The sequence below is a fragment of the Pseudomonadota bacterium genome (assembly GCA_039818985.1).
Lineage (GTDB): Bacteria > Pseudomonadota > Alphaproteobacteria > Sphingomonadales > Sphingomonadaceae > Alterisphingorhabdus.
The window spans coordinates 1,663,540-1,687,818 of record JBCBSU010000001.1; the positions used below are offsets into that span (position 1 = coordinate 1,663,540).

The window sequence follows — 24,279 nt, forward strand, 5'->3', positions numbered from 1 at the left end:
CCTAGCGCAGCCGACCCTTCAACTTAGCCTTTTTGATAAGATCGCCATATTGGTGCGCCAGCAAATGGCTCTGTATCTGGGTCACCGTATCGACAGTCACATTGACGACGATGAGCAGGCTGGTACCGCCAAGGAAGAAGAGCGGAATGCCGGTCTGCTTGATGACATATTCGGGCAGCACGCAGACAAAGGCGAGATAGGCTGCACCGACGACAGTGATGCGGGTCAGCACATAGTCGAGATAGGTTGCGGTGTTTTTGCCCGGACGGATGCCGGGGATAAAGCCACCATTGCGCTTCAGATTGTCGGCGGTTTCTTCCGGGTTGAACACCACCGCGGTGTAGAAGAAACAGAAGAAGATGATGCCGACGGCATAGAGCGTCATATAGACCGGCTCGCCATGCGACAGCGTCGTGTTCAGTGTCTGCAGCACCGAACCCCAGGTGGTGGTGGTATCGATATTGTTACCGGCAAACTGGCTGATTGTCAGCGGCAGCAGCAGCAGCGACGAGGCGAAGATCGGCGGGATAACACCGGCGGTGTTGACCTTGAGCGGCAAGTGCGAGCGATCAGCCTGCATGCCGCCGCGCTGTTGCGCCCGCTTGGGATATTGAATCAGCACCCGACGCTGGGCGCGCTCCATGAAACAGATAAATACGATCAGGCCGATGATCATCACGATGATACCGACGATCAGTCCGGCAGAGATAGTACCCTCGCGGCCCTGCTGGAACATTTGCGACACGAAAGTCGGCATTTGCGCGACGATACCGGCCATGATGATCAACGAGATACCGTTGCCGATACCGCGGCTGGTGATTTGCTCGCCCAGCCACATCAGGAACATGGTGCCACCGACCAGCGAGATCACGGCACCGATGCGGAAGGTCAGACCGGGGTCGATAACCGCCTGCACACCGCTGGCCGAAGCAAAGGTCTCAAGCCCTGCCGCGATAAAATAGCCCTGCACCATACACAGGCCGACCGTGCCGTAACGGGTATATTGGTTCAGTTTCTTGCGCCCGCTCTCGCCCTCTTTCTTGATCGCGGCCAGGGTCGGCGACAGTGCCGCTGCCAGCTGCACCACGATAGAGGCAGTGATATAGGGCATGACGCCCAGAGCGATCAGGCTCATGCGTTCGAGTGAACCGCCGGAAAAGGTGTTGAAGATATCGAGAACACCGCCCTGGGTACGCTCTGCCAGATTGGCCAGTGCCGTCGGATTGACGCCGGGCAGCGGCACATAACTCAGCAGACGGAAGATAACCAGCGCACCGATGGTAAACCAGATGCGGCGCCGCAATTCGGTCGCTTCGGAGAATTTTGCCAGGCTGAAACTGCTGGCGATATTGTCGGCACGTGTTGCCATATTTCCAAACACCCCATGATCACAGCGCGCTCGTCAGAGCCGTTTTGCGCCGCTCATCGTCATTCCGTTTTACCCTAGCCGCCCTGCCCTGACCTGTCGAGTTCCCGCAGATTGCGAGATGCCGATCAGACAGGCAGGTGGCCTCAAAAGCAAAACCCCGCAGCACCATATCGGCATGCGGGGTCTGCTTCGCAAGGTGCCCTGACTTATTCTGCCTTGGCTTCGGGTTTGGCAGCGAGGATTTCGACCTTGCCACCGGCCTTTTCGACCGCAGCAACCGCTGCCTTGGAGGCACCGGCCACGGCAAAACTGGCCTTGGTTTTCAGCTCACCCTTGGCCAGCAGACGGACGCCATCCTTGCCGCCACGCGCCAGGCCAGCAGCCTTGAGCGCGGCATGGTCGATGGTGCCCTTGGCATCGAGCTTCTTGGCGTCGATCATCTTCTGAACCATGCCCAGATTGACCTCGGCATAATCCTTGCCGAACGGATTGTTGAAGCCACGCTTTGGCAGGCGCATATGCAGCGGCATCTGGCCGCCTTCAAAGCCCTTGATGGCAACACCCGAACGGCTCTTCTGGCCCTTCTGGCCACGACCACCGGTCTTGCCCTTGCCCGAGCCAATACCACGCCCGATGCGGATGCGGCCCTTGCGGGCGCCTTCATTATCCTTGATTTCATTCAGTTTCATTTTTGCACTCGCTTCATGCTTGGCCCGATTATCGGGGGTTACGCGCTAATATCTCTCTCCCTTCAAGGGAGAGATACGGAGACTTGGCAGCTTGCTGCTTAGTCGTAGTTGAGAGGGCCTGTGCCCTCTCCAAGCTTTGCTAGTCGCTTCGCGACAAGCGCCGCTATCCTCTCCCTAAATGGGAGAGGAGCTGTTTTTCTTATTCGACGATCTCAACCATATGGCTGACGCTGTCGATCATGCCGCGCACAGAAGGGGTGTCTTCCAGTTCGACTGTCTTGTGCATCTTGTTCAGGCCCAGGCCGATCAGCGTCTTGCGCTGGACTTCGGGACGGCGGATCGGCGAACCGATCTGGCGTACCTTGATGGTTTTCTTAGCAGCCATTGCTCATCACTCCGTAATTGCTTCCGCGTCAACCTTGGCTTCGGCTGCGCTGGCACCACCGCGGCCGAGCAGGTCGGCGACCTTCTTGCCGCGACGCTGTGCTACCGATTTGGGGCTGGTCTGGTCGCCCAGAGCCTCAAAGGTGGCGCGGATCATGTTATAGGGGTTTGAGGTACCGACCGATTTGGTCACCACATCGGATACGCCCAGACTCTCGAACACGGCACGCATCGGACCACCGGCGATGATGCCGGTACCCGGAGGTGCGGTGCGCACAGTAACCTTGCCAGCGCCGAAACGGCCCTTGCCGTCATGGTGCAGCGTGCGGCCTTCCTTGAGGGCCACGCGGATCATCTTCTTCTTGGCAGCAGCGGTCGCCTTGGAGATCGCCTCGGGCACTTCACGTGCCTTGCCATGACCGAAACCGACCCGGCCCGAACCGTCGCCGACAACCACCAGAGCGGCGAAACCGAAACGCTTACCGCCTTTTACGGTCTTGGAAACGCGATTGATGTGGACCAGCTTTTCGATCAGATCATCGCCCTTGTCCTCATCGCGATTGCGACGATCATTGCGACGGCCACGGCCACCGCCGCGATTGCCACCGCGTCCGCCACGATCACCACGGGCATTGCGGCCACCGCGTGGTGCGTTTTCCGGGGTTGCCGCAGCGCCTTCAGCGCTCTGGTTTTCGGCTGCTTGGGTTGTGTTTGCTTCGTCAGCCATCGCTTAAAACTCCAGTCCGCCTTCGCGGGCGGCGTCTGCAAGCGCCTTCACCCGGCCATGATAGAGAAAACCGCCGCGATCAAACACAACGGTGGTGACGCCTGCCTTTTTGGCAGCGGCAGCAATATCCTTGCCGACTTTGGCTGCGGCTTCGCAGGTCGCACCCGCTTGCTTGTCACCCTTGTTGAGGGTCGAGGCAGCGGCAACGGTCTTGCCGGCGGCGTCATCGATGATCTGGGCATAGATATGCCGTCCGGTGCGATGCACCGAAAGACGCGCCCGGCCACCGGCCTGCTTGCGCAGAGCGGAACGCACACGCTGGCGCCGCTTTTCGAACAGAGAAAGTTTCGCCATGGCTTACTTCTTCTTTCCTTCCTTGCGGAAAATATATTCGCCGCGATATTTGATGCCCTTGCCCTTATAGGGTTCAGGCTTGCGCCAGCGACGGATTTCTGCGGCCACCTGGCCGACCTTTTGCTTGTCCATGCCGGAGATTTCGACCGTGGTCTGGTCCGGCGTCTTGATCTCAATACCCTCGGGGATCGGGAAATCGACGTCATGGCTGAAACCGAGCTGCATGTTGAGCGTCTTGCCCTGCACCTTGGCGCGATAACCAACGCCATTGATTTCCAGCGTCTTGGAAAAGCCTTCGGTCACACCGGTGACCAGGTTCTGCACCAGCGTGCGCTGCATGCCCCAATAGGCACGCGCGCGTTTAGTGTCATTGGCCGGCTTCACCGCGACGCCTTCGTCGCCGATGCTGTACTCAATGTCATCCGAGAGCGGCAGAGTAAGCTCGCCCTTGGGGCCTTTGACCGACAGGATGCCGTCAGCGATATTGGCGCTGACGCCTGCCGGGATGGCCACTGCCTTTTTACCAATACGGCTCATGATCAGAATACCTCCGCCAGAACCTCGCCGCCGACATTCTGGTCACGTGCTTCCGCATCGGACAGAACACCCTTGGGCGTGGATACGATGGTGATGCCCAGGCCGTTGCGGATGCGTGGCAGTTCCTGCGAACCGCTATAGACGCGGCGGCCCGGCTTGGACACGCGAGCCAGCGATTTGATCGCCGGTTCGCCTTCGAAATATTTCAGCTCGATGCGCAGGCCCTTATGGCGGCCCAGCTCTTCTTCGGAATAACCGCGAATATAGCCTTCGCGCTGCAGCACATCGAGAACACGGGCACGCAGCTTGGAAGACGGCGATACGACGCTGTCCTTCTTGGCCTGCTGACCGTTGCGAATGCGGGTGAGCATATCACCCAAGGGGTCGGTAAATGCCATGATGCAAATCCTTACCAGCTGGACTTCGTGACGCCGGGGATCAGGCCCTTATTGGCCAGATCGCGCAGCTCGATACGGCAAAGGCCGAACTTGCGATAATAACCGCGCGGGCGACCGGTGGTGTTGCACCGGTTGCGAACGCGTGTGGGGTTACCATTGCGCGGAATTTCCGCCATCTTCAGGCGGGCCATCAGACGCTCGGTTTCATCGAGCGAGGTGTCGGCCGCAATCGCCTTCAGTTTGGCATATTGACCGGCATATTTCTTCACCAGCCGCTTGCGCTTTTCGTTTTTGTTAATCGAACTCAGTTTCGCCATGACTTAAGTTCACCTTTCTTGAGAAAATCTCTGGTGAAACAGCCGCTGCCCTGTCAGGCCGCCTGCTGTTCCTCTTCCTGCGGGAACGGAAATCCGAACAGACGCAGCATCTCGCGCGCTTCTTCATCCGTTTTCGCGGTTGTGGTTATGATGATGTCCATGCCGCGAACGGCATCAATGGCATCATAGCTGATTTCCGGGAACACGATCTGCTCCTTCAGGCCACAGGCATAGTTGCCACGGCCGTCAAAACTTTTCGGGTTCAGTCCGCGAAAGTCGCGAATGCGCGGCATTGCGATGGTCACGAAGCGGTCGAGAAATTCATACATGCGTTCCTTGCGCAAGGTTACCTTGCAGCCAATTGGCATGCCTTCGCGCAGCTTGAAGCCGGCGATCGATTTCTTGGCCCGGGTGATGACCGGCTTCTGGCCGGCGATCAGTTCCATTTCCGTAGCCGCCGTCTGGACCTTTTTCTTGTCCTGGCTGGCTTCGCCGACACCCATGTTGATCACGACCTTCTCGATACGTGGCACTTCCATCGGATTGGCATAGTTGAACTTTTCCTGCATGCCCTTGACGACAACTTCGTCATAGCGCTGGCGCATGCGGGCGACATATTTATCAGCCATCGATTGTCTCCCCGGACTTCACGGCCACGCGGACCTTCTTGCCGTCCTTGTCTTCGATGCGAACCCGGGTCGGCTTGCCGGTCTTGGGATCGGCAACCGCGACCTTGGAGATCGCCATCGGTGCTTCAAAGCGGTCAATGCCACCCTGCGGGTTTTGCTGGGTCGGCTTGCGGTGGCGCGACACCATGTTCACGCCAGCAACGACGACCTTGCCTTCTTTCGGCATCACCTGGGTGACATTGCCGGTCTTGCCCTTGTCCTTGCCGGACAGGATGACGACGTCATCGCCCTTTTTGATCTTTGCCATAGCCATTGTCAGAGCACCTCCGGTGCGAGTGAAATGATCTTCATGTGCTTCTTGGCACGCAGTTCGCGCACCACAGGGCCGAAGATACGCGTGCCGATCGGCTCGTCACTCTTGTTGACCAGCACTGCGGCGTTGCTGTCGAAGCGGATGACGGTGCCATCGGCACGGCGCACATCCTTGGCGGTGCGCACGATAACGGCACGGTGCACGTCACCCTTTTTTACCTTGCCGCGCGGTGCTGCTTCCTTCACCGATACGACGATGATATCGCCGACGCTGGCGAAGCGGCGCTTCGAGCCGCCGAGCACCTTAATGCACTGCACACGCTTGGCGCCGCTGTTATCCGCGACCTCAAGATTTGACTGCATCTGGATCATTGATCCGGTTCCTTCTTGTCTGGCTTGCCAGAACCTGTCTGGCAGTTCCTAAAAACTGTCTGCCTGTCCTCAGGCGTTATCCTGCACCGCAATGTCGGGCGTACCGCCAACGCGATCGAGCACGCGCCAGGTCTTCAGCTTGGAGATCGGCCGGGTCTCTTCGATGCGAACCACCTCGCCTGCCTTGAAGCTGTTATCCTCGTCATGCGCGTGATATTTCTTCGAAAGCCGGATGATTTTCCCGTAAAGCGGGTGCTTCACCTTGCGCTCGACCTTTACCACGACGGTCTTGTCGGTCTTGTCGGAGACCACCGTTCCTGTCAGAACCCGTTTTGGCATTGCGTGTCTCCCTTATGCCTGCGCCGCGCTGCGTGCGCGTTCGCCCTGAAGCGTCTTGATCTGCGCGATGGTGCGACGCACTTCACGCATACGCGACGGCTTTTCCAGCTGGTTGGTTGCGGCCTGGAAACGCAGATTGAACGCTTCCTTTTTCAGCGCCGTCAGCTCTTCGGCAAGCTGGTCGTTGGTCTTTGTGCGCAGGTCTTCGAGTTGCTTGCTCATGACTTATCCTTCCAGATGCGACGTGTCGCCGAGACGCGCCACAACCTTGGTCTTGATCGGCAGTTTCATTGCCGCGCGCTCGAAAGCGACAGCAGCGATCGGGCCCGGAACGCCATCCAGCTCGAACAGGATGCGGCCTGGCTTGACCCGGGCGGCCCAATATTCGACTGAACCCTTGCCCTTGCCCTGACGGACTTCGGCAGGCTTTTTCGATACCGGCACATCGGGGAATACGCGGATCCACAAACGCCCCTGGCGCTTGATGTGACGCGTAATCGCACGACGCGCAGCCTCGATCTGGCGTGCGGTGATCCGCTCCGGCTCGAGCGCCTTCAGGCCGTAGGAGCCAAAGTTCAGGGTGGTGCCACCCGGGGCGTCACCTTTGATCTTGCCCTTGAAGGCCTTGCGGTATTTTGTCTTCTTCGGTTGCAGCATGATGCCTTATCCTACAAAAATCTGTCAGCCGTCGCTCAGCGCGCCGGACGTACACCGGAGGTCTGTGCCTCCATCATCAGACGGTCCTGTGCCATGGGGTCATGGCCCATAATCTCGCCCTTGAAGATCCACACCTTGATGCCGATGATGCCGTAAGCGGTCAGCGCTTCGGACTCGGCATAGTCGACATTGGCACGCAGCGTATGCAGCGGCACACGGCCTTCACGATACCATTCGACGCGGGCGATTTCGGCACCACCGAGACGACCGCCACAGGTGATTTTGATACCTTCAGCACCCAGACGCAGCGCCGACTGCACCGCACGCTTCATCGCGCGACGGAAAGCGACACGGCGGATCAGCTGATCGCCGATGCCCTGGGCGACGAGCTTTGCATCGACTTCCGGCTTGCGGATTTCGACGATGTTCAGCTTCACTTCGCTGTCGGTCATGGTGCCGAGTTTCCTGGTCAGCTTTTCGATATCCGCACCCTTCTTGCCGATGATAACACCGGGACGGGCGGCGTAGATCGAAACGCGGCACAACTTGGCCGGGCGCTCGATCACCACCTTGGAAATTGCTGCCTGGGGCAGATTGTCCATGATGTATTTGCGGATCTCGATATCTTCCTTGAGCAGCTGCGCATAATCGGCGCCTTCGGCATACCAGCGGCTGTCCCAGGTGCGGTTGATCTGCAGACGCAGGCCTATTGGATTGCTTTTCTGACCCATGGCTTACGCCTCCTCTTCATCATGCTCGCGCACAACGATGCGCAAGCGGCTGAACGGCTTCAAAATGCGGCTCGAACGACCACGCGCCCGGGTGGTGAAGCGCTTCATGGTGATCGCCTTGCCAACACTGGCCTCGGCAACGACCAACGCGTCGACGTCGAGATTGTGGTTGTTTTCCGCATTGGCAATGGCCGAAGCCAGAACCTTGCGAGCATCGACCGCCATGGCCTTTTTCGAGAAAGCGAGAATGTTCATCGCGTCCTCAACCTTTTTGCCACGGATCAGCTGCGCCACCAGGTTCAGCTTCTGCGCCGAGCCGCGGATAGTGGTGCCAACGGCCAGCGCTTCACGCTCGCCAACCCGGCGGGGTGCAGATTGCTTGCCCATTATTTCTTGCCCTTCTTGTCTGCGGCATGGCCGTGATAGGTGCGCGTCGGAGCGAATTCACCCAGCTTGTGACCGACCATGTCCTCATTCACCGAGACGGGGATGAATTTATGGCCATTATAGACATTGAATGTCAGGCCAACGAACTGCGGCAATACGGTTGACCGGCGCGACCAGGTCTTGATCGGAGCGCGGCCGCCAGCTTCCTGAGCCTCTTCCGCTTTCTTCAGCAGGCTGAGCTCAACAAACGGGCCTTTCCAGACGGAACGTGCCATGACTTACCTCTTCTTCTTCGCGTGACGCGACCGGATGATCATCTTGTCGGTCTGTTTGTTGTTGCGGGTGCGCGCGCCCTTGGTCGGCTTGCCCCATGGGGTCACCGGATGGCGGCCACCCGAGGTACGGCCCTCACCACCACCATGCGGGTGATCGACCGGGTTCTTTGCAACACCGCGGGTCAGCGGGCGACGGCCCTTCCAGCGGGTGCGGCCAGCCTTGGCAAAGGTCTGGTTGGCGTTATCCGGATTGGACACCGCGCCGACCGTGCCCATGCACTCGCCACGAATATAGCGCTGCTCGCCCGAGTTGAGGCGAACGATGACCATGCCGCGGTCACGACCGACCAGCTGGGCATAAGTGCCGGCGGCGCGGGCGATCTGGCCGCCCTTGCCCGGCTTCATCTCGATATTGTGGATGATTGTGCCAACCGGCATCTGGCTCAGCTTCATCGCATTACCAGGCTTCACATCCACTTTCTCACCGGCGATGACCGTATCACCAACAGCCAGACGCTGTGGCGCGAGAATGTAAGCAAGCTCACCATCCTCATATTTGATCAGCGCGATGAACGCCGAACGGTTGGGGTCATATTCCAGACGCTCAACGGTTCCGGCAACATCGAACTTGCGACGCTTGAAATCCACCTTGCGGTACTTCTGCTTGTGACCGCCGGCAATACCGCGCGAGGTCACATGACCTTTATTGTTGCGACCACCGGTCTTGCGCTTGCCCTCGACCAGCGATTTGACCGGCTTGCCCTTCCAGAGGTCGCTCTTGTCGACAAGCACCAGGCCACGACGGGCCGGGCTGGTCGGATTATATGTCTTGAGTGCCATGTTCCTGTCCGTCCTGTCTTATACGCCGGTGGTCACGTCGATGGACTGGCCTTCGGCCAGTGTGACGATGGCTTTTTTGATGTCGGAGCGGCGATAGGGACGACCGCGCCAGCGTTTGGCCTTGCCCTTTTGCACAATGGTGTTCACGCCGGTTACCTTGACGTCGAACAGCGCCTCGACCGCAGCCTTGATCTCCGGCTTGGTCGCGCTGTTGGCAACCTTGAAGACCACGGCGTTGTTCTCGCTCAGCAGCGTCGACTTTTCGGTGATGTGCGGCGCAACAATCACGTCATAATGACGGGCGTCAATATTGGTTTTCTTAGCCATTACTTGGCCCCTCCCGGGAGGGCAAAACGCGCCTCCAGCTTTTCGACCGCTTCGCGCGTCAGCACCAGCGTATCATGTTTCATGATGTCATAGACATTGGCACCAACGGCTGGCAGACTGTTGAGACCGATCAGGTTGGAGGACGCTTTCTTGAAGCCCTCCGAAACCGTATCGCCATCGATAACCAGAGCTGTCTTGCCGAGGCCCAGCTTGTCCAGATTGCCCTTGAGCGCCTTGGTCTTGGGGTCTTTCAGCTCAAGCGTGTCGACAACGATAAGGTTGTCGTTCTTGGCCTTGTCCGAGAGCGCCATTTTCAGGCCCAGGGCACGAATCTTCTTGTTCAGCGACTGCTCGAAATCGCGACGCCGGGCACCATGGGCCTTGCCACCACCGATGAAGATCGGAGCGCGGCGGTCGCCATGACGGGCGGTACCACCACCTTTTTGGCGGCCATATTTCTTGCCGGTGCGGGCAACATCGGAACGCTCACGCGTCGGACGTGCCGTGCCACGACGGTTTTCCAGCTGCCAGGTGACGACGCGGTGCAAAATGTCTGCGCGCGGCTCGACACCGAAGACATCATCATTCAGTTCAATATTGGCTTTGGCACCGGTGGGCGCCTTGCCTTCAAGGGCTTTGACTTTGAGTTTCACGGCTTAGCCCTCCTTCTCTTCGCTGCCTGTATCGGCATCAGCCTTTTCAGCTTCAGCGGCGGGCGCTTCTGTGGCAGGCGCTTCGGCCTCGGCGGACGCCGGTGTTTCCGTTGTTTCCTGTTCTACAGCCGGGGTTTCCTCGGCAGGAGCCTCGTCAGTAGCGTCGTGCAGCGCACCGGGGAACGGCGCATCCTCGGGCATCGGATGCTTGATCGCATCGGTGACCATCAGCCAGCCACCCTTGGAACCCGGAACCGAGCCCTTGACGAAAATCAGGCCACGAGCCGCATCGGTGCGGACAACTTCCAGATTCTGCTGGGTACGATTGCGGTCACCCATATGGCCGGCCATCTTCTTGTTCTTGAAGACCTTGCCCGGGTCCTGGCGGTTACCGGTCGAACCATGCGAACGGTGCGACAGCGAAACACCATGGGTTGCGCGAAGACCACCGAAGCCCCAACGCTTCATCGCACCGGCAAAGCCCTTACCCTGGGTGCGCCCCTGGATATCGACCAGCTGACCGGCAATGAAGTGGTCTGCAGCGACGCGTGCACCAACCGGGAGCAGGGCATCCTCACCGCTGACGCGGAACTCGGCAACGCGCATTTTCGGCTCAACCTTGGCCTTGGCAAAATGCTCGCGCTGCGGCTTGTTGACGTTCTTCGCTTTTGCTGCGCCAGCACCAAGCTGCACCGCGAAATAGCCGTCGGTGTCTTTGGTACGGGCGGAAATTACCTGACAATCTTCCAGCGACAATACAGTCACGGGGACGTGACGTCCATCATCCTGGAAAAGCCGTGTCATTCCGACTTTTTTTGCGATCACACCGGTGCGCATGATCAGTCTCCTTACAGAGGCCCTCCCGCTTTCCCGCCGGAGGGCGTGACAAATTTACCTGCACCAACGCGGCACAGGCGGCGATATGACCCTGTATGTTCAAGAGTGCCCCGTCCGGGCCAAGTGCCTCGCGAATATTCGCGAAGCGAGACGGGGGACTCGGACCCGGCATGGCTTCCTTTGGAAGCGTCCGGCGGTATCCCTATTTCTCAGGGCTCAGACTGGCTGAACCAGACCCCGCCTTGACGGGGATCATGAGGTCAATTGGCTTTAGGCCAGTTTGATCTCAACATTTACACCGGCGGCCAGATCGAGCTTCATCAGCGCGTCGACTGTCTGCGGTGTCGGCTGCACGATGTCGAGCAGCCTTTTATATGTGCGAACCTCGAATTGCTCACGCGACTTTTTGTCGATGTGCGGACCGCGGTTCACGGTAAATTTCTCAATACGCGTCGGCAGCGGAATAGGGCCACGGATGAGCGCGCCGGTGCGGCGTGCGGTATCCGCAATATCGCCAGTCGCCTGATCGAGAACGCGGTGATCAAAAGCCTTGAGGCGAATACGAATATTCTGTGTTTCCATGTTTCCAACTACCGATGTCGCCAAAGAGCGAATTTGAAAGAGCCCGCCTTCGTTGAAACTTCGGCGGGCAGGCCCACCGCAGCCTCTCAAAAGACACTAAACTAAAAACTATCTTTATCCGCCGAAGCTCCGAAGGAGCGAAGGAGGAAAAAACAAACCGCCCTGTAAAACCCGATGGGAGAACAGGGCGGCCTGTCTAGATTTGTTTGCCGCGAATCAAACTCCGCAGCGGTGCAGCGCCTATATTACGCTTTGATGGTGCTGACAACCCCGGAACCAACAGTCCGGCCACCTTCGCGGATAGCGAAGCGCAGACCCTGGTCCATAGCGATCGGCGCGATCAGCTTCACGCCGATGGTGACATTGTCACCGGGCATGACCATCTCGGTGCCATCGGGAAGGATAACTTCACCGGTAACGTCCGTGGTGCGGAAGTAGAACTGCGGACGATAGTTGGCGAAGAACGGCGTGTGACGGCCACCTTCGTCTTTCGACAGCACGTAAACTTCTGCGTCGAATTCTGTGTGCGGGGTAACAGAACCCGGCTTGCACAGAACCTGACCACGCTCAACTTCCTCACGGCCGATGCCGCGGATCAGAGCACCGATATTGTCGCCAGCTTCACCGCGATCAAGCAGCTTGCGGAACATTTCAACACCGGTAACGGTGGTCTTCTGGGTATCCTTGATGCCAACGATTTCAACTTCGTCGCCAACATTGATAACGCCGGTTTCGACACGACCGGTAACAACCGTACCACGGCCAGAGATCGAGAACACATCCTCAACCGGCATCAGGAAGTCCTGATCAACCGGACGATCCGGCTGCGGGATGAAGTCGTCGACAGCAGCCATCAGCTCAAGAATTTTTTCCTTGCCGATATTGTCGTCGCGGCCTTCCAGAGCGGCCAGAGCCGAGCCGGCGATGATCGGAATATCATCACCCGGGAAGTCATATTCGCTGAGCAGTTCACGCACTTCGAGCTCAACCAGCTCAAGCAGCTCTTCATCGTCAACCTGGTCAACCTTGTTGAGGAAGACAACCATGGCCGGAACGCCAACCTGACGCGCGAGCAGGATGTGCTCTTTGGTCTGCGGCATCGGGCCGTCAGCAGCGTTAACCACCAGGATAGCGCCGTCCATCTGCGCCGCGCCGGTGATCATGTTCTTGACATAGTCAGCGTGACCCGGGCAGTCGACATGCGCATAGTGACGATTGTCGGTTTCATACTCAACATGTGCAGTCGAGATGGTGATGCCGCGCTCACGCTCTTCCGGTGCCTTGTCGATGTTAGCGAAGTCAACGGCTTCACCGCCACCTACTTCTGACAACACCTTGGTGATTGCTGCAGTCAATGTGGTCTTGCCATGGTCAACGTGACCGATGGTGCCAACGTTCACGTGCGGTTTCGTCCGCTCAAACTTTGCTTTTGCCATTTTTTCCTACCTTCACAATTTACTATCACCGGATAGTCTGCGCGGCGCTTTGGCGAGACTATCCCAATCTGTCAACACCCAATGAAATGCTGATGCCGAACAAAAACGGCAAACCGGCAATCCATATAGAGAGCGCCTGTATAAAAATCAGCCGATTAGGCCAGTTTCGCCGTCAGCTCCTCGGCAACATTATTCGGCACTTCGTCATAATGCGAGAACTGCATCGAATATTGCGCCCGGCCCTGGGTGAACGAACGCAACTCGTTCACATAGCCAAACATGTTGGCCAGCGGGACCATGGCATCGACAATCTGTGCATTACCGCGCGTGTCGGTGCCCTGGATCTGGCCACGCCGTGAGTTGAGGTCACCAATTACATCACCCAGATAGTCTTCCGGGGTGGTGATCTCAACCTTCATCACCGGCTCGAGCAGCTTGATCTTCGATTTCTGCGCCGCTTCGCGCATCGCTGCGCGACCGGCGATCTCAAAGGCCAGAGCCGAGGAGTCGACATCGTGATAGGCGCCGTCATAGAGGCGAATATCGAAGTCGATGATCGGGAAACCGATCAGAGCACCGGTCTCGGCGGTCTCGCGCATACCCTTTTCAACCGCAGGGATATATTCTTTCGGAATATTACCACCCTTGATCTCATCGTTAAAGGTGATGCCACTGCCACGTTCACCCGGCGTAACCTCGAACTTGACCCGGGCGAACTGACCCGAACCACCCGACTGCTTCTTGTGGGTATAGTCAATATCGGCCGGATTGGTCAGCGATTCACGATAGGCCACTTGCGGTGCGCCAACATTCGCTTCCACCTTGAATTCGCGCTTCATGCGGTCAACCAGAATGTCGAGGTGAAGCTCGCCCATACCCTTGATGATCGTCTGACCCGATTCATGGTCGGTCGAAACACGGAAGGACGGATCTTCGGCGGCCAGGCGGTTGAGCGCGATGCCCATCTTCTCCTGGTCAGCCTTTGTCTTGGGCTCAACCGAAAGCTCGATGACCGGCTCGGGAAATTCCATGCGCTCCAGGATCACCGGGTCGCTCGGCGCACACAGCGTGTCACCGGTGGTGGTTTCTTTCAGGCCGGCAATGGCAACGATGTCACCGGCATAGGCTTCATCAATGTCTTCCCGGTTGTTCGAGTGCATCAGCAGCATACGGCCGATCTTCTCACGCTTGTCCTTGACCGAGTTCAGCACCGAACCCTTGCTCAGCTTGCCCGAATAGATACGGGCAAAGGTCAGCGAACCAACAAACGGGTCGTTCATGATCTTGAACGCCAGCGCAGCGAAAGGCGCTTCGTCGTCAGAGGGGCGCTCTACTTCTTCGTCGCTATCGGGCAGAACGCCCTTGATCGCGGGAACGTCGAGCGGGCTCGGCATATAGTCGACCACAGCGTCGAGCAGCGGCTGGACCCCCTTGTTCTTGAACGCGCTGCCGCACAGCACCGGCACAAAGGCGCGCTCCAGCGTGCCTTTGCGGATCAGGCGCTTCAGCGTTGTCGCATCGGGCATTTCGCCTTCGAGATAGGCTTCCATCACATCATCGTCCTGCTCAACGGCAGTTTCGATCAGCTGTTCGCGATATTCGGCGGCCTTGTCGGCAAGATCGGCCGGGATATCGACATAGTCGAACTTGGCACCCAGCGCTTCATCCTGCCAGACAATGCCGCGATTGTTGACCAGATCGACAACGCCCTTGAGGTCGCTCTCGGCGCCGATCGGGAGATACAGTACCAGCGGCGTCGCGCCGAGGCGATCGACGATCGAGTCAACGCAATAGTAAAAGTCGGCACCTGTACGGTCGAGCTTGTTGATGAAACACATGCGCGGCACACCATATTTGTCGGCCTGACGCCACACAGTCTCGGACTGCGGCTCAACGCCGGCAACGCCGTCGAACACGGCAACCGCGCCGTCGAGCACACGCAGCGAACGCTCAACTTCAATGGTGAAGTCAACGTGACCAGGAGTATCGATAATGTTGATGCGGTGCTCGGGACCCTCGCCATCTTCTGCACGCCAGAAGGTGGTAGTCGCCGCGGAGGTGATGGTGATACCACGCTCCTGCTCCTGCTCCATCCAGTCCATGGTGGCCGCGCCATCATGGACCTCACCGATCTTGTACGACTTGCCGGTATAATAGAGAATCCGTTCGGTCGTGGTGGTCTTGCCGGCGTCGATGTGTGCCATGATGCCGATATTGCGGTATTTTTCCAAAGGATGGCTGCGGGCCATTATCGTTACTCCGTAGAAGAGTGGCCTCAAAAATTAAGGCGTGTCAAAATCGGGGGCGATATAGGCAAAGGGGCCGGTTTTGGCCAGCCCCTTTATCCGGTATAAAATCGCCTGTCCGGGGTGTTACCAGCGATAGTGCGAGAAGGCACGGTTGGCTTCGGCCATACGGTGCGTATCTTCGCGTTTCTTCACCGCGTTACCGCGGTTGTTGGACGCATCGAGAAGCTCGCCCGAAAGCCGGGCCGCCATGGTGGTTTCACTCCGGCCGCGTGCGGCTGCGATCAGCCAGCGAATGGCCAGCGCCTGGGCACGCTCGGGACGAACCTCAACCGGCACCTGGTAAGTGGCACCACCAACACGGCGTGAGCGCACCTCGATGCCCGGCTTTACATTGTTCAGGGCATCATGGAACAGCTGCAGCGGATCGGTCTTGGCCTTGGCTTCCACCGAATCCAGCGCGCCATAGACAATGCGCTCTGCGACCGACTTCTTGCCATCCAGCATCAGGTTGTTCATGAATTTCGAAAGGACCTGATCACCGAACTTCGGATCAGGCAGGATTACCCGCTTCTCGGGGCGACGACGACGTGACATTTTTATAACTCCTTCGGAGTGAAAACTCGGTTTCGGCCCGCTCCTCCTCCCAGCCACCCGATAGCCTGTCCGACACCATATCGGGTGGCTGGGAGGAGGAGCGGGCCGGAGCCGCTAACTATTATTTGGGCCGCTTGGCGCCATATTTGGAACGCGACTGCTTGCGGTCCTTGACGCCCTGGGTGTCGAGAACCCCGCGCAGCACATGATAGCGCACGCCCGGAAGGTCACGAACACGGCCGCCGCGGATCAGCACAACGCTGTGCTCCTGCAGATTATGGCCTTCGCCCGGAATATAGCTGATGACTTCGCGGCTGTTGGTCAGGCGAACCTTCGCAACCTTACGCAGAGCCGAGTTCGGCTTTTTCGGAGTGGTGGTGTAGACACGGGTACAGACACCGCGCTTTTGCGGGTTCTGGTCCATGGCCGGCACTTTTGATTTCGCCTTTTGCGGCGTCCGGCCCTTGCGGACCAGCTGATTGATCGTTGGCATAAATGCTTCACCTTGTAGTTCAAACGGTTACTCTGACCATGTGATACGCCGAGCCGTTACCAGCTCCGGCAGGAGGCTCCGCCTTTGCCCTGCCCGCACCACATATCATTGTGTGCCCATTTCGGGTTTTCTCCCGGTGCGTAAAAAAGGCACCTTTCGGAGAAGCGCGGCCCTTAGACGGGATTCGGGATGAGGTCAAGAATATTGCGGTTGTCCAGATCAGGGGCAGCCCATGCTGCGGCGCAGCATTTTTGTCAGAAATCTTTTACCGAACCGCCGCAGCAATCGCATAGCCGGGTCATATATCGGCGCCAGAGCGCGTGACACGGCGTTACAGCGCCCATGTCCCAACGTTTCATAAGGAAATCCCATTATGGCATTGCTGTCCCATGGCGCACTGACTGTTGCGCTTGCCTCTACCGCTTCGGTCAATGCGGTAAATGCCCCGGATGCGCTGCAGGCCGATGCCCAGCCCGCCAGTGAACAGCAGAGCAGCGACCAGCAAGCGGATAACGGAGAATATGGCGAGCCGGATTTCGTTACCGATGTCATCGTCGTCTCGGCGCAGAAGCGCGAGGAGCGCATTACTGATGTGCCACTGACAATCACCGCGCTTTCAGGTGATGACTTGCGGCGGCTCAACGCCAATGAACTGGATGAGATTTCGCTTTATGTGCCTGGCCTGTTTATCCAGGAACAGAGTGCCAACAACCCTGGCTTTGTCATCCGCGGCATCACATCGGACAGCGGCAGCGCGCAACAGGGTCCGCGCGTCACCGTCTATTATAACGGCGTTGATATCAGCCGCTCGCGCGGTGTCTATCAGGATCTCTACGATCTTGAGCGAGTCGAGGTTATCAAGGGGCCACAGGCAACACTGTTCGGCACTGCCTCCACCATCGGCGCGGTAAGCTTCGTTTCGGCCAAGCCGGAACCGGGAACATCGGCCGAACTGCAACTCGGCTACGGAAATTTCGACTGGTTCCAGGCGCAGGGACATATCAATATCGGCAATGATGAAATCGCCCTGCGCGTCGCCAGCGCCTTTCGCCGCCGCGATGGCTGGGTGCGCAATATCGCCGGCGACCCCAATATACCCAACCAGAACACCGCCGGGATCGATCAGCCCGACCTTTATGCCCAGAACCAGCTTGGCGTGCGCGCCTCGCTGCGCTGGACGCCCATCGCCATTCCACTCACCGTCGATCTGGTCGGCACCTATGACCGCCAGCGCAATTCGGGCACACCGTTCGTTTCAGGTACCCTGCCCGCCACCGGCGGCAGCACCTCGCCCTTTGATCCGGTCGAGCTGTCCGGTTCGCCCTTTTCGCGCGAAATATTGGGGTTGAGCGAACTCGGCCTGGAACGTGATGTCTATGATGTCAGCCTGACGGTGAATTACGAGATCAGCGACAGCCTCACCTATACCCAGATCACCGCTTATCGTGACTTTGACTCGCTCGAGGTGTTCGACGCCGACGGTTCACCGGCGTTCTATCTGGAGTTTGCCGAAGACGCCGAGGGCTATCAGATCAACCATGAAAGCCGGCTGAGCTACACCGGTGACCGCTTCCGCGGCTTCGTAGGCATCAACTATTTCTATGAAAATGGCAGCCAGGCCGTACCTTTCTCGACCGAAGAAGGCACCTATCTGCAATGCGCCGCCGGACTGATCCCCGGCCTGCCCTGTGTCGCTCCCGATGGCACCGTAACCGCCGAGCAGGCTACCGCACTTCTGACCCAGGGGGCGGCGACCTTCATTCCCTATGCCTCGCTGTTCGGAAATCGCGGCATCAACGATGCCTTTTCGGTCTTTTTCGACGGCACGGTGATTCCGACACCGGCGCTTGAGCTGACCGCGGGCGTGCGCTTTCTGTTCGAGGACCGCCAGAGCTTCTTCTCGGCCGATCAGCCCAATTCGGTCATCACCGGCGCGCCATTATTGCCTACGGTCGACACAGCCGGTCAGGAATTCGGTGCAACCGACGAGTTCTTCTCGGTCTTGCCGCGCTTCAACGCACTGGTCCGCTTCAACGACCGGTTCAACGGCTACGCCACTGTCTCGCGCGGCCGTCGTTCGCCGGTTATCGATGTCACATCGGCCACCGGCCCCAATGGCCCAATCGCCGCGATCGACAATATCCCGGCCGAATTTGTCTGGAACTATGAAGCGGGCCTCAAATATGCGGACTCGCTGGTGCAGGCAAGTGTCGGTGTTTTCTATCAGGAATATGAGAATTTCCAGGTCACCATCCAGAATGACGCCGGAGATTTCATCACCGTCAATGCCGGAAATGCCAGCAGCACCGGAGTTGAGGCAGAGCTGAGCATCAGTCCCGCCGACTGGCTGACCATCTTCGGCAATGGCGCCTATATCGATTCCTCGATCGACAATGAGCCGGAGAACGGCATTTTTGTCGGCGATCGCTTCCGGCTCCAGTCCGAATGGCAGCTTTCAGGCGGCTTTACCATCGACTATCCGATCAATGACAGCACCCGCTTCTTTCTGACCCCCAGCGTGACCTATCAGAGCGACCTGTTCTTCGAGCTGCCCAATAATCCGAACATCGCCGAAGACGGCTATGCGCTGGTCAATATCCGCGGCGGCATCAGCTTTGAGGAAGGCCGCTATGAAATCGCCGGCTTTGCGCGCAACCTGTTCGACGAGCAATATCTCATCGATGGCGGCAATACCGGGGGTGCATTCGGCATCCCGACCTTTATTCCCGGCGAACCGGCTTTTTACGGAGTGCAAGTGACGGCGCGTTATTGAAGCTAGCCTCCAACTGATTTTTTCCAACCCCTCCCCCAGCCTTGCCGCAGGCCGGAGGAGATTGTGGCGCGCGATCTTTCTGCCCTCCAGCTTGTGGCAGGAGCAAGGAGAGGGAATAGGGATTATCTGCTTACGCGGTTTTAATCGCTCAATTAAATTCCCGGTTGACGGAAACGGAAAGGTGGACATAGAAGGCAGATGAAGGCGGCATCATCCATGCCTGCCAACGGATAACCATTTAAAGGATGCCCGATATGTCTCTCGATGCCCTTCCCCGCACCGCCTATAATGAAGACCATGAAGCCTTCCGCTCGACCGTGCGGCGCTTCATGCAGGAAGAGGTCGCGCCCAATGCGGTGAAATGGGACGAGGACAAGCTGGTACCGAAGGCAATCTGGCCCAAGGCGGGCGAGCTTGGCATGCTGTGCCCCACCGTGCCCGAAGAATATGGCGGCCTCGGTCTCGACTTTGGCTATAATGCCATCGTCAATGAGGAAGCCGCCTATCATGGCGGCTCACCGCTGGGTTTCTCGCTCCAGTCGGACATTGTGGTCAATTATATCGTGCAATATGGCAGCGAGGAGCAGAAGCAGAAATGGCTGCCGCGTCTGGTCTCGGGCGAGACCATCACCGCCATCGCCATGACCGAGCCGGGCACCGGCTCCGACCTGCAGGGCATCCGCACCACCGCCAAGAAGGACGGCAATCATTATGTCGTCAACGGCAGCAAGACCTATATTACCAATGGCCAGAATGCCGATCTGGTGCTGGTCTGCGCCAAGACCGACCCCGATGCCGATCCGGCATGGCAGGGCGTATCGATCATTCTGGTCGAAAGTGACCGCGAGGGCTTTGAGCGTGGCCGCAATCTCGACAAGATCGGTCAGGATGCCGCCGATACCTCGGAGCTGTTCTTCAATGATGTTCGTGTGCCGATGACCAACTGTCTCGGCGAAGAGGGCAAAGGCTTTATCTATCTGATGAGCGAACTGCCGCAGGAGCGTCTGTCGATCGCGGTTTCGGCGCAGGCATCGGCGCAAAAAGCCTATGATGATACTGTCGCCTTCGTCAAAGATCGCAAGGCCTTTGGCAAGCCGGTGTTCAATTTCCAGAACACCCGTTTCGTGCTGGCGGACCTCAAGACCAAGCTGCAGGTCGGCTGGGCGCATCTCGACTGGGCATTGGCGCGGCACAACAAGAAAGAGCTGACCCCGGAAGAAGGTGCTGCGGCCAAGCTGTGGCACACCGAGTTGCAATGGGAAATGATGGACAAATGCCTGCAACTGCATGGCGGCGCCGGTTATATGAACGAATATCCCATAGCCCGCGCCTGGCGCGGTGCCCGCGTCACTCGCATCTTCGGCGGCACCAATGAGATTATGAAAGAGCTGATTGGACGGTCGCTTTAAGATTGCTCTCTCCCTTGAAGGGAGAGAGATACGAAGACTTAGCGCCGTAGCTTTAGCGAAGGCGGTTAGTCGCAGTTGAGAGAGGGTGTGCATCCCGTATGCCCTTCCTCACCCTCATCCAATTCCGCCTAACGCCTGAAGGCGAAAGGCTCCATATCCTTCTCCACTCAAGGGAGAAGGAGGAGAATGAAATGCCCAAAGCCGAAAGCTGGCAGCTAGACAGCGCCAACTATCCCTTTTCACACTCCACCGAGACTCGCTTTGCCGATCTCGACGTGCTCGGGCATATCAACAATGTGAAAATGGCTGGGCTGTTCGAGCATGGCCGCGGGCTGTTCAACCATTCGCTGAAATCGGAACGGCGCAAATCCGGGCAGCGTTGGCTGATCGCGGCAGTTGCGATAAACTATGTCGCCGAGGCGTTTTTTCCCGAGCATATCACAATCACCAGCGGGATCAGCCGCATTGGCTCTTCAAGTTGGGATATTGCCTCGGGTGCGTTTCAGGCCCATGGCTGTGTCGCAACCTGCATCACCACCATTGTGCTGACGGACAAAAACGGCCCGGTGCCCATTCCCGAGGAACTGCGCCGCGAATATGAAAGGCTGATGGTGGAGGGGAGTTAGATCGGAAAGAGTAAAGCGCCGAAACCGGGCTTCTCCACGCCCACCTTTGTCGGCCTTATACCGTATAGATGAACGAAGATCAGCCCGGCATGGCTGTCAGTCAGTCGTCAATCAGCCAGGGTCGAATTCAATATAGCACCAGTTTTCGCACAGCCTCACAGTCTGCACATCGGGCATGAAATCCTGACAGTCCTGCATGCATTGCAGGAAAGCGCCGTCACTGGGGAACTGTGCCTGTGCATAGGCTCCGGGGAGGGCAACCGCCATAGCGAATGCAGCCATTTTCAATGCAATATTCTTCATCGGGGAACTCCTTTTCTTGCTTTTACGCTGCGAATCGGACAGCGCAACTGCATCATGCACCGTTTATTATTTTCCTCAATCTGGTCGGACTATGGAATACGGCGGCAAGAAAGCTTTTCACGCCTAAATGAAGTAATATTTATTCAATATGGATCGAACTATACTAACTCTATTAGCCGTATAATTGTTTCGCTATATAGAATATTTCAGCGAACCGTATTGACAGCATGACTCGCACCACAGCAGCCTTGCGCGCTTGGCAATTCAGCCCGGATAGGCTTATCCGGCGAAGGCCGCGATCGCCGCCAGATGGTGCTGCTTATCGGCATCTTCCAGAAATGATCCGGTAAAGCTGTTGCGCGCGAGCGTCAGCAGGTGATCACGATCAAGGTCCAGCGCCTTAGTCACCACGCGGAAATTATCGTTGACATAGCCGCCAAAATAGCTCGGATCATCGGCATTGACCGTCGCCTTGAGACCATGGTCGAGCATGATCCGGATCGGATGTTCATGGATGTCGTCGATGACACATAGCTTGAGATTGGAAAGAGGACAGACGGTCAGGCACATGCCTTCATCCGCCAACTGCTTCACCAGCGCGTCATCCTCCAGCGCACGATTGCCATGGTCGATGCGGTCGACTTTCAGCAGGTCCAGCGCCTCATGCACATATTCAGGCGGCCCCTCTTCGCCGGCATGAGCGACGACCTTCAGGCCCAATTCGCGACATTTGGCAAAGACACGCTCAAATTTGCTGGGCGGGTGGCCGACCTCGGATGAGTCCAACCCGACGCCATGGATTTTATCGAGATGCGGTTTCGCCTCTTCCAAGGTTGCAAAGGCGTCTTCTTCGGACAGATGCCGCAAGAAGCACATGATCAGACGGTAGCTAATGCCGAGATCACGCTCGCCATCAGCCAGCGCGCGGGTAATGCCGTTGATCACCGTCTCAAACGATACGCCTCGCTCGGTATGGCCCTGGGGGTCAAAGAAAATCTCGACATGGCGTACATTGTCCGCCTGTGCGCGCTGCAGATACGCCATGGTGAGGTCGTAAAAATCCTGTTCCTCGATCAGTACGCCCATGCCCTGATAATAGATATCGAGAAAATCCTGCAAATTGGAGAAATCATAGGCAGCGCGCACCTCTTCAACCGAGGCAAAGGGAATATCGACGGTGTTGCGCTGCGCCAGCGCGAACATCATTTCGGGCTCCAGCGAACCCTCAATATGCAGGTGCAATTCGGCCTTGGGCAGGCCAGCGATGAAAGCGTCGCGTTCTTCAGCGGAAGCAAATCCGGTCATTATGTGTCCTTCAGGATGATATCGGCATCGGCCTTGTGTGCCGCGATTTCGGCAGATGTGAGACCGATAAGCTCATGCGGGAAGATCAGCCATTCCTCGGTCTCATGCACATAGAAATCGGGCACCAACCCGGTCTCATTGCGCGACGGCTTGTAATAGACCGTCGCCACTCGCGTTTCCCTGGGCATATTATAGCGGCAGCGCTTGGCCAGTTCGGTAATCAGCGCCTCGATGCTGCGCCCGGTATCGAACACATCATCGATCAGCAGCAGCCGGTCATCGGGGCCTAGCGTGTCGATCAGATAGCCCAGCGCGAAAACGCGTACTCCCGCGCGGCGCTTGTCAATGCCCATATAGGAGGAGGTGCGGATGGCGATATGGTCGCTCTCCTGCCCATGAAACTCCAGCAGTTCCTGCACCGCAATCCCCACCGGCGCGCCGCCGCGCCAGATGCCGACCAGATGCGTCGGCGCAAAACCGCTCTCCAATATCTGCATCCCCAGCCGATAGGAATCGCTGAGTAGCTGATCGGCAGAGATGTAGATTTTGTCGTCGGTTGCGGCGGAAGGATTGGTAGCCATGATATCAGTCGACAAAATTTGCTGCGCGTTTCTGCATAAACGCCATAACCGCTTCGATCTGGTTTGGCGTCCGCCCGATCTTGTCCTGCTCCTCTGACTCCATCATCAGGATTTCATCCGCGGTCATATCGGGCAGGCGGTTGATCAGGCGTTTGCTGGCCTGCACGGCATCCGGGTTACGGCTGGCGATTTCCCTGGCCAGCGCCATCGCATCCTCGCGCGGATTCTCGGACAAATGGGTGACAAAGCCCAGCTCTTTGCCCTCTTCGCCGGAGAAAATCCGGTTGGTATAGGTCAGTTCGCGCAGCACATCATCGCGGACAAAGCTGCGCCAGGTGGTGAAGCTGCCCATATCGGGGATCAGGCCCCAGCGCATCTCCATGATTGACATTTTCGCATCCGGCGCGACGATGCGGATATCCGCCGCACTGGCAAATTGCAGCCCGCCGCCGATACACGCACCATGCACTGCCGCGATCACCGGCGCAGCGATCTGGCGGAATTGCAGCACAACATGCTGATAGAGATTGGCATTGCCATGGGTACGGTCGGTCAAGCTCGATGTCGTTGCCGGTTCGGTAAAGCTGGCCATATCCAGCCCCGCGCAAAAGCCCTTGCCCTCACCCGACAGCACCACCGCGCGGATGCCATCCATCGCCGTCAGTGTATCGCCGACTTCGGCAATCGCCTCAAGCTGCGCCTTGTCGAGCGCATTGAGCTTTTCCGGCCGGTTGAAGCGGACATCGGCAATATGATCGGTAACGGAAATGGTGACGCGTTCGGACATGCGGGAA

Annotated in this window: 33 protein-coding genes; 3 read left to right on the forward strand and 30 right to left on the reverse strand. The window is 57.9% G+C overall.

Going from position 1 to position 24,279, the window contains the following annotated elements; genetic code table 11:
• Window position 1: 1 nt before the first annotated feature.
• The 26 genes from secY to rpsL all read right to left on the reverse strand — a co-directional run bounded on the left by secY (window position 2) and on the right by rpsL (window position 16,488).
• Window positions 2-1,369, reverse strand: coding sequence for a preprotein translocase subunit SecY (gene secY, locus AAFX04_07950; GenBank protein MEO1045352.1), 1,368 nt, complete (start codon window positions 1,367-1,369; stop codon window positions 2-4).
• A gap of 206 nt (window positions 1,370-1,575) precedes the next feature.
• Window positions 1,576-2,058, reverse strand: a complete 483-nt coding sequence (rplO, locus tag AAFX04_07955; GenBank protein ID MEO1045353.1) for a 50S ribosomal protein L15 — start codon at window positions 2,056-2,058, stop codon at window positions 1,576-1,578.
• 199 nt (window positions 2,059-2,257) lie between these two features.
• Window positions 2,258-2,443 carry a 50S ribosomal protein L30 gene (gene rpmD, locus AAFX04_07960; protein ID MEO1045354.1) on the reverse strand — a complete coding sequence of 62 codons (186 nt, stop codon included), beginning with the start codon at window positions 2,441-2,443 and terminating at the stop codon, window positions 2,258-2,260.
• A 6-nt stretch (window positions 2,444-2,449) separates the two neighbouring features.
• On the reverse strand, window positions 2,450-3,169 hold the full coding sequence (rpsE, locus tag AAFX04_07965; protein ID MEO1045355.1) for a 30S ribosomal protein S5: 720 nt from the start codon (window positions 3,167-3,169) through the stop codon (window positions 2,450-2,452).
• 3 nt (window positions 3,170-3,172) lie between these two features.
• Window positions 3,173-3,523: a 50S ribosomal protein L18 gene (rplR, locus tag AAFX04_07970; protein ID MEO1045356.1), complete on the reverse strand. Its 351-nt coding sequence runs from the start codon at window positions 3,521-3,523 to the stop codon at window positions 3,173-3,175.
• Between the two features lie 3 nt (window positions 3,524-3,526).
• Window positions 3,527-4,060, reverse strand: a complete 534-nt coding sequence (gene rplF, locus AAFX04_07975) for a 50S ribosomal protein L6 (protein MEO1045357.1) — start codon at window positions 4,058-4,060, stop codon at window positions 3,527-3,529.
• 2 nt (window positions 4,061-4,062) lie between these two features.
• On the reverse strand, window positions 4,063-4,458 hold the full coding sequence (gene rpsH / locus AAFX04_07980; protein MEO1045358.1) for a 30S ribosomal protein S8: 396 nt from the start codon (window positions 4,456-4,458) through the stop codon (window positions 4,063-4,065).
• 11 nt (window positions 4,459-4,469) lie between these two features.
• Window positions 4,470-4,775, reverse strand: a complete 306-nt coding sequence (gene rpsN, locus AAFX04_07985) for a 30S ribosomal protein S14 (GenBank protein MEO1045359.1) — start codon at window positions 4,773-4,775, stop codon at window positions 4,470-4,472.
• A 53-nt stretch (window positions 4,776-4,828) separates the two neighbouring features.
• Entirely contained in the window at window positions 4,829-5,404 is a 576-nt protein-coding gene (gene rplE, locus AAFX04_07990; GenBank protein MEO1045360.1) for a 50S ribosomal protein L5, read from the reverse strand.
• On the reverse strand, window positions 5,397-5,717 hold the full coding sequence (gene rplX, locus AAFX04_07995; protein MEO1045361.1) for a 50S ribosomal protein L24: 321 nt from the start codon (window positions 5,715-5,717) through the stop codon (window positions 5,397-5,399). Before rplX ends, rplE begins: the two co-directional genes overlap by 8 nt.
• 2 nt (window positions 5,718-5,719) lie before the next feature.
• On the reverse strand, window positions 5,720-6,088 hold the full coding sequence (gene rplN, locus AAFX04_08000; protein ID MEO1045362.1) for a 50S ribosomal protein L14: 369 nt from the start codon (window positions 6,086-6,088) through the stop codon (window positions 5,720-5,722).
• Window positions 6,089-6,157: 69 nt separating this feature from the next.
• The gene (gene rpsQ, locus AAFX04_08005) at window positions 6,158-6,427 is read right to left on the reverse strand and encodes a 30S ribosomal protein S17 (GenBank protein ID MEO1045363.1); all 270 of its coding nucleotides are present in this window, start codon (window positions 6,425-6,427) and stop codon (window positions 6,158-6,160) included.
• Between the two features lie 12 nt (window positions 6,428-6,439).
• Window positions 6,440-6,649, reverse strand: a complete 210-nt coding sequence (rpmC, locus tag AAFX04_08010; protein ID MEO1045364.1) for a 50S ribosomal protein L29 — start codon at window positions 6,647-6,649, stop codon at window positions 6,440-6,442.
• A gap of 3 nt (window positions 6,650-6,652) precedes the next feature.
• Window positions 6,653-7,084: a 50S ribosomal protein L16 gene (gene rplP / locus AAFX04_08015; protein MEO1045365.1), complete on the reverse strand. Its 432-nt coding sequence runs from the start codon at window positions 7,082-7,084 to the stop codon at window positions 6,653-6,655.
• A 35-nt stretch (window positions 7,085-7,119) separates the two neighbouring features.
• Complete coding sequence (rpsC, locus tag AAFX04_08020; GenBank protein ID MEO1045366.1) at window positions 7,120-7,815, reverse strand: 30S ribosomal protein S3; 696 nt, start codon at window positions 7,813-7,815, stop codon at window positions 7,120-7,122.
• Window positions 7,816-7,818: 3 nt separating this feature from the next.
• On the reverse strand, window positions 7,819-8,202 hold the full coding sequence (gene rplV, locus AAFX04_08025; GenBank protein ID MEO1045367.1) for a 50S ribosomal protein L22: 384 nt from the start codon (window positions 8,200-8,202) through the stop codon (window positions 7,819-7,821).
• On the reverse strand, window positions 8,202-8,477 hold the full coding sequence (rpsS, locus tag AAFX04_08030; GenBank protein MEO1045368.1) for a 30S ribosomal protein S19: 276 nt from the start codon (window positions 8,475-8,477) through the stop codon (window positions 8,202-8,204). The genes rplV and rpsS overlap by 1 nt, the downstream gene beginning before the upstream one ends.
• 3 nt (window positions 8,478-8,480) lie before the next feature.
• Window positions 8,481-9,317 (reverse strand): 50S ribosomal protein L2, encoded by an 837-nt coding sequence (rplB, locus tag AAFX04_08035; protein MEO1045369.1) that lies wholly within the window; start codon window positions 9,315-9,317, stop codon window positions 8,481-8,483.
• A gap of 18 nt (window positions 9,318-9,335) precedes the next feature.
• On the reverse strand, window positions 9,336-9,644 hold the full coding sequence (locus AAFX04_08040; GenBank protein ID MEO1045370.1) for a 50S ribosomal protein L23: 309 nt from the start codon (window positions 9,642-9,644) through the stop codon (window positions 9,336-9,338).
• Window positions 9,644-10,297: a 50S ribosomal protein L4 gene (rplD, locus tag AAFX04_08045; GenBank protein MEO1045371.1), complete on the reverse strand. Its 654-nt coding sequence runs from the start codon at window positions 10,295-10,297 to the stop codon at window positions 9,644-9,646. The genes AAFX04_08040 and rplD overlap by 1 nt, the downstream gene beginning before the upstream one ends.
• Before the next feature lie 3 nt (window positions 10,298-10,300).
• Complete coding sequence (rplC, locus tag AAFX04_08050) at window positions 10,301-11,134, reverse strand: 50S ribosomal protein L3 (GenBank protein ID MEO1045372.1); 834 nt, start codon at window positions 11,132-11,134, stop codon at window positions 10,301-10,303.
• A gap of 270 nt (window positions 11,135-11,404) precedes the next feature.
• Entirely contained in the window at window positions 11,405-11,716 is a 312-nt protein-coding gene (gene rpsJ, locus AAFX04_08055) for a 30S ribosomal protein S10 (GenBank protein MEO1045373.1), read from the reverse strand.
• A 245-nt stretch (window positions 11,717-11,961) separates the two neighbouring features.
• Window positions 11,962-13,152: an elongation factor Tu gene (tuf, locus tag AAFX04_08060; GenBank protein ID MEO1045374.1), complete on the reverse strand. Its 1,191-nt coding sequence runs from the start codon at window positions 13,150-13,152 to the stop codon at window positions 11,962-11,964.
• Between the two features lie 155 nt (window positions 13,153-13,307).
• Window positions 13,308-15,401 (reverse strand): elongation factor G, encoded by a 2,094-nt coding sequence (gene fusA / locus AAFX04_08065; protein MEO1045375.1) that lies wholly within the window; start codon window positions 15,399-15,401, stop codon window positions 13,308-13,310.
• A gap of 123 nt (window positions 15,402-15,524) precedes the next feature.
• A complete protein-coding gene (gene rpsG / locus AAFX04_08070; GenBank protein MEO1045376.1) occupies window positions 15,525-15,995 on the reverse strand; it encodes a 30S ribosomal protein S7 in 471 nt (156 codons plus the stop codon).
• 121 nt (window positions 15,996-16,116) lie between these two features.
• Window positions 16,117-16,488, reverse strand: coding sequence for a 30S ribosomal protein S12 (gene rpsL, locus AAFX04_08075; GenBank protein ID MEO1045377.1), 372 nt, complete (start codon window positions 16,486-16,488; stop codon window positions 16,117-16,119).
• A 373-nt stretch (window positions 16,489-16,861) separates the two neighbouring features.
• Here rpsL and AAFX04_08080 point away from each other — a divergent pair, with 373 nt between their 5' ends.
• From AAFX04_08080 to AAFX04_08090, 3 genes are all read left to right on the forward strand, one after another.
• Window positions 16,862-19,261 carry a TonB-dependent receptor gene (locus AAFX04_08080; GenBank protein ID MEO1045378.1) on the forward strand — a complete coding sequence of 800 codons (2,400 nt, stop codon included), beginning with the start codon at window positions 16,862-16,864 and terminating at the stop codon, window positions 19,259-19,261.
• 254 nt (window positions 19,262-19,515) lie between these two features.
• Window positions 19,516-20,670, forward strand: a complete 1,155-nt coding sequence (locus AAFX04_08085) for an acyl-CoA dehydrogenase family protein (GenBank protein ID MEO1045379.1) — start codon at window positions 19,516-19,518, stop codon at window positions 20,668-20,670.
• A 191-nt stretch (window positions 20,671-20,861) separates the two neighbouring features.
• Window positions 20,862-21,296: an acyl-CoA thioesterase gene (locus AAFX04_08090; protein ID MEO1045380.1), complete on the forward strand. Its 435-nt coding sequence runs from the start codon at window positions 20,862-20,864 to the stop codon at window positions 21,294-21,296.
• Window positions 21,297-21,407: 111 nt separating this feature from the next.
• On the opposite strand, the gene AAFX04_08095 is transcribed toward AAFX04_08090, so the two are convergent.
• From AAFX04_08095 to AAFX04_08110, 4 genes are all read right to left on the reverse strand, one after another.
• A complete protein-coding gene (locus tag AAFX04_08095; GenBank protein MEO1045381.1) occupies window positions 21,408-21,599 on the reverse strand; it encodes a hypothetical protein in 192 nt (63 codons plus the stop codon).
• A 279-nt stretch (window positions 21,600-21,878) separates the two neighbouring features.
• Entirely contained in the window at window positions 21,879-22,904 is a 1,026-nt protein-coding gene (locus AAFX04_08100) for an adenosine deaminase (GenBank protein MEO1045382.1), read from the reverse strand.
• The gene (locus AAFX04_08105; protein MEO1045383.1) at window positions 22,904-23,485 is read right to left on the reverse strand and encodes a phosphoribosyltransferase family protein; all 582 of its coding nucleotides are present in this window, start codon (window positions 23,483-23,485) and stop codon (window positions 22,904-22,906) included. The genes AAFX04_08100 and AAFX04_08105 overlap by 1 nt, the downstream gene beginning before the upstream one ends.
• A 4-nt stretch (window positions 23,486-23,489) precedes the next feature.
• Entirely contained in the window at window positions 23,490-24,272 is a 783-nt protein-coding gene (locus tag AAFX04_08110; protein ID MEO1045384.1) for a crotonase/enoyl-CoA hydratase family protein, read from the reverse strand.
• Window positions 24,273-24,279: the final 7 nt, after the last annotated feature.

Bases quoted from the DNA above. Each gene is read 5' to 3' on its own strand.
- secY (MEO1045352.1), bottom strand. From the start codon at position 1,369: ATGGCAACACGTGCCGACAATATCGCCAGCAGTTTCAGCCTGGCAAAA.
- rplO (MEO1045353.1), bottom strand. From the start codon at position 2,058: ATGAAACTGAATGAAATCAAGGATAATGAAGGCGCCCGCAAGGGCCGC.
- rpmD (MEO1045354.1), bottom strand. From the start codon at position 2,443: ATGGCTGCTAAGAAAACCATCAAGGTACGCCAGATCGGTTCGCCGATC.
- rpsE (MEO1045355.1), bottom strand. From the start codon at position 3,169: ATGGCTGACGAAGCAAACACAACCCAAGCAGCCGAAAACCAGAGCGCT.
- rplR (MEO1045356.1), bottom strand. From the start codon at position 3,523: ATGGCGAAACTTTCTCTGTTCGAAAAGCGGCGCCAGCGTGTGCGTTCC.
- rplF (MEO1045357.1), bottom strand. From the start codon at position 4,060: ATGAGCCGTATTGGTAAAAAGGCAGTGGCCATCCCGGCAGGCGTCAGC.
- rpsH (MEO1045358.1), bottom strand. From the start codon at position 4,458: ATGGCATTTACCGACCCCTTGGGTGATATGCTCACCCGCATTCGCAAC.
- rpsN (MEO1045359.1), bottom strand. From the start codon at position 4,775: ATGGCGAAACTGAGTTCGATTAACAAAAACGAAAAGCGCAAGCGGCTG.
- rplE (MEO1045360.1), bottom strand. From the start codon at position 5,404: ATGGCTGATAAATATGTCGCCCGCATGCGCCAGCGCTATGACGAAGTT.
- rplX (MEO1045361.1), bottom strand. From the start codon at position 5,717: ATGGCTATGGCAAAGATCAAAAAGGGCGATGACGTCGTCATCCTGTCC.
- rplN (MEO1045362.1), bottom strand. From the start codon at position 6,088: ATGATCCAGATGCAGTCAAATCTTGAGGTCGCGGATAACAGCGGCGCC.
- rpsQ (MEO1045363.1), bottom strand. From the start codon at position 6,427: ATGCCAAAACGGGTTCTGACAGGAACGGTGGTCTCCGACAAGACCGAC.
- rpmC (MEO1045364.1), bottom strand. From the start codon at position 6,649: ATGAGCAAGCAACTCGAAGACCTGCGCACAAAGACCAACGACCAGCTT.
- rplP (MEO1045365.1), bottom strand. From the start codon at position 7,084: ATGCTGCAACCGAAGAAGACAAAATACCGCAAGGCCTTCAAGGGCAAG.
- rpsC (MEO1045366.1), bottom strand. From the start codon at position 7,815: ATGGGTCAGAAAAGCAATCCAATAGGCCTGCGTCTGCAGATCAACCGC.
- rplV (MEO1045367.1), bottom strand. From the start codon at position 8,202: ATGGGCAAGCAATCTGCACCCCGCCGGGTTGGCGAGCGTGAAGCGCTG.
- rpsS (MEO1045368.1), bottom strand. From the start codon at position 8,477: ATGGCACGTTCCGTCTGGAAAGGCCCGTTTGTTGAGCTCAGCCTGCTG.
- rplB (MEO1045369.1), bottom strand. From the start codon at position 9,317: ATGGCACTCAAGACATATAATCCGACCAGCCCGGCCCGTCGTGGCCTG.
- AAFX04_08040 (MEO1045370.1), bottom strand. From the start codon at position 9,644: ATGGCTAAGAAAACCAATATTGACGCCCGTCATTATGACGTGATTGTT.
- rplC (MEO1045372.1), bottom strand. From the start codon at position 11,134: ATGCGCACCGGTGTGATCGCAAAAAAAGTCGGAATGACACGGCTTTTC.
- rpsJ (MEO1045373.1), bottom strand. From the start codon at position 11,716: ATGGAAACACAGAATATTCGTATTCGCCTCAAGGCTTTTGATCACCGC.
- tuf (MEO1045374.1), bottom strand. From the start codon at position 13,152: ATGGCAAAAGCAAAGTTTGAGCGGACGAAACCGCACGTGAACGTTGGC.
- fusA (MEO1045375.1), bottom strand. From the start codon at position 15,401: ATGGCCCGCAGCCATCCTTTGGAAAAATACCGCAATATCGGCATCATG.
- rpsG (MEO1045376.1), bottom strand. From the start codon at position 15,995: ATGTCACGTCGTCGTCGCCCCGAGAAGCGGGTAATCCTGCCTGATCCG.
- rpsL (MEO1045377.1), bottom strand. From the start codon at position 16,488: ATGCCAACGATCAATCAGCTGGTCCGCAAGGGCCGGACGCCGCAAAAG.
- AAFX04_08080 (MEO1045378.1), top strand. From the start codon at position 16,862: ATGGCATTGCTGTCCCATGGCGCACTGACTGTTGCGCTTGCCTCTACC.
- AAFX04_08085 (MEO1045379.1), top strand. From the start codon at position 19,516: ATGTCTCTCGATGCCCTTCCCCGCACCGCCTATAATGAAGACCATGAA.
- AAFX04_08090 (MEO1045380.1), top strand. From the start codon at position 20,862: ATGCCCAAAGCCGAAAGCTGGCAGCTAGACAGCGCCAACTATCCCTTT.
- AAFX04_08095 (MEO1045381.1), bottom strand. From the start codon at position 21,599: ATGAAGAATATTGCATTGAAAATGGCTGCATTCGCTATGGCGGTTGCC.
- AAFX04_08100 (MEO1045382.1), bottom strand. From the start codon at position 22,904: ATGACCGGATTTGCTTCCGCTGAAGAACGCGACGCTTTCATCGCTGGC.
- AAFX04_08105 (MEO1045383.1), bottom strand. From the start codon at position 23,485: ATGGCTACCAATCCTTCCGCCGCAACCGACGACAAAATCTACATCTCT.
- AAFX04_08110 (MEO1045384.1), bottom strand. From the start codon at position 24,272: ATGTCCGAACGCGTCACCATTTCCGTTACCGATCATATTGCCGATGTC.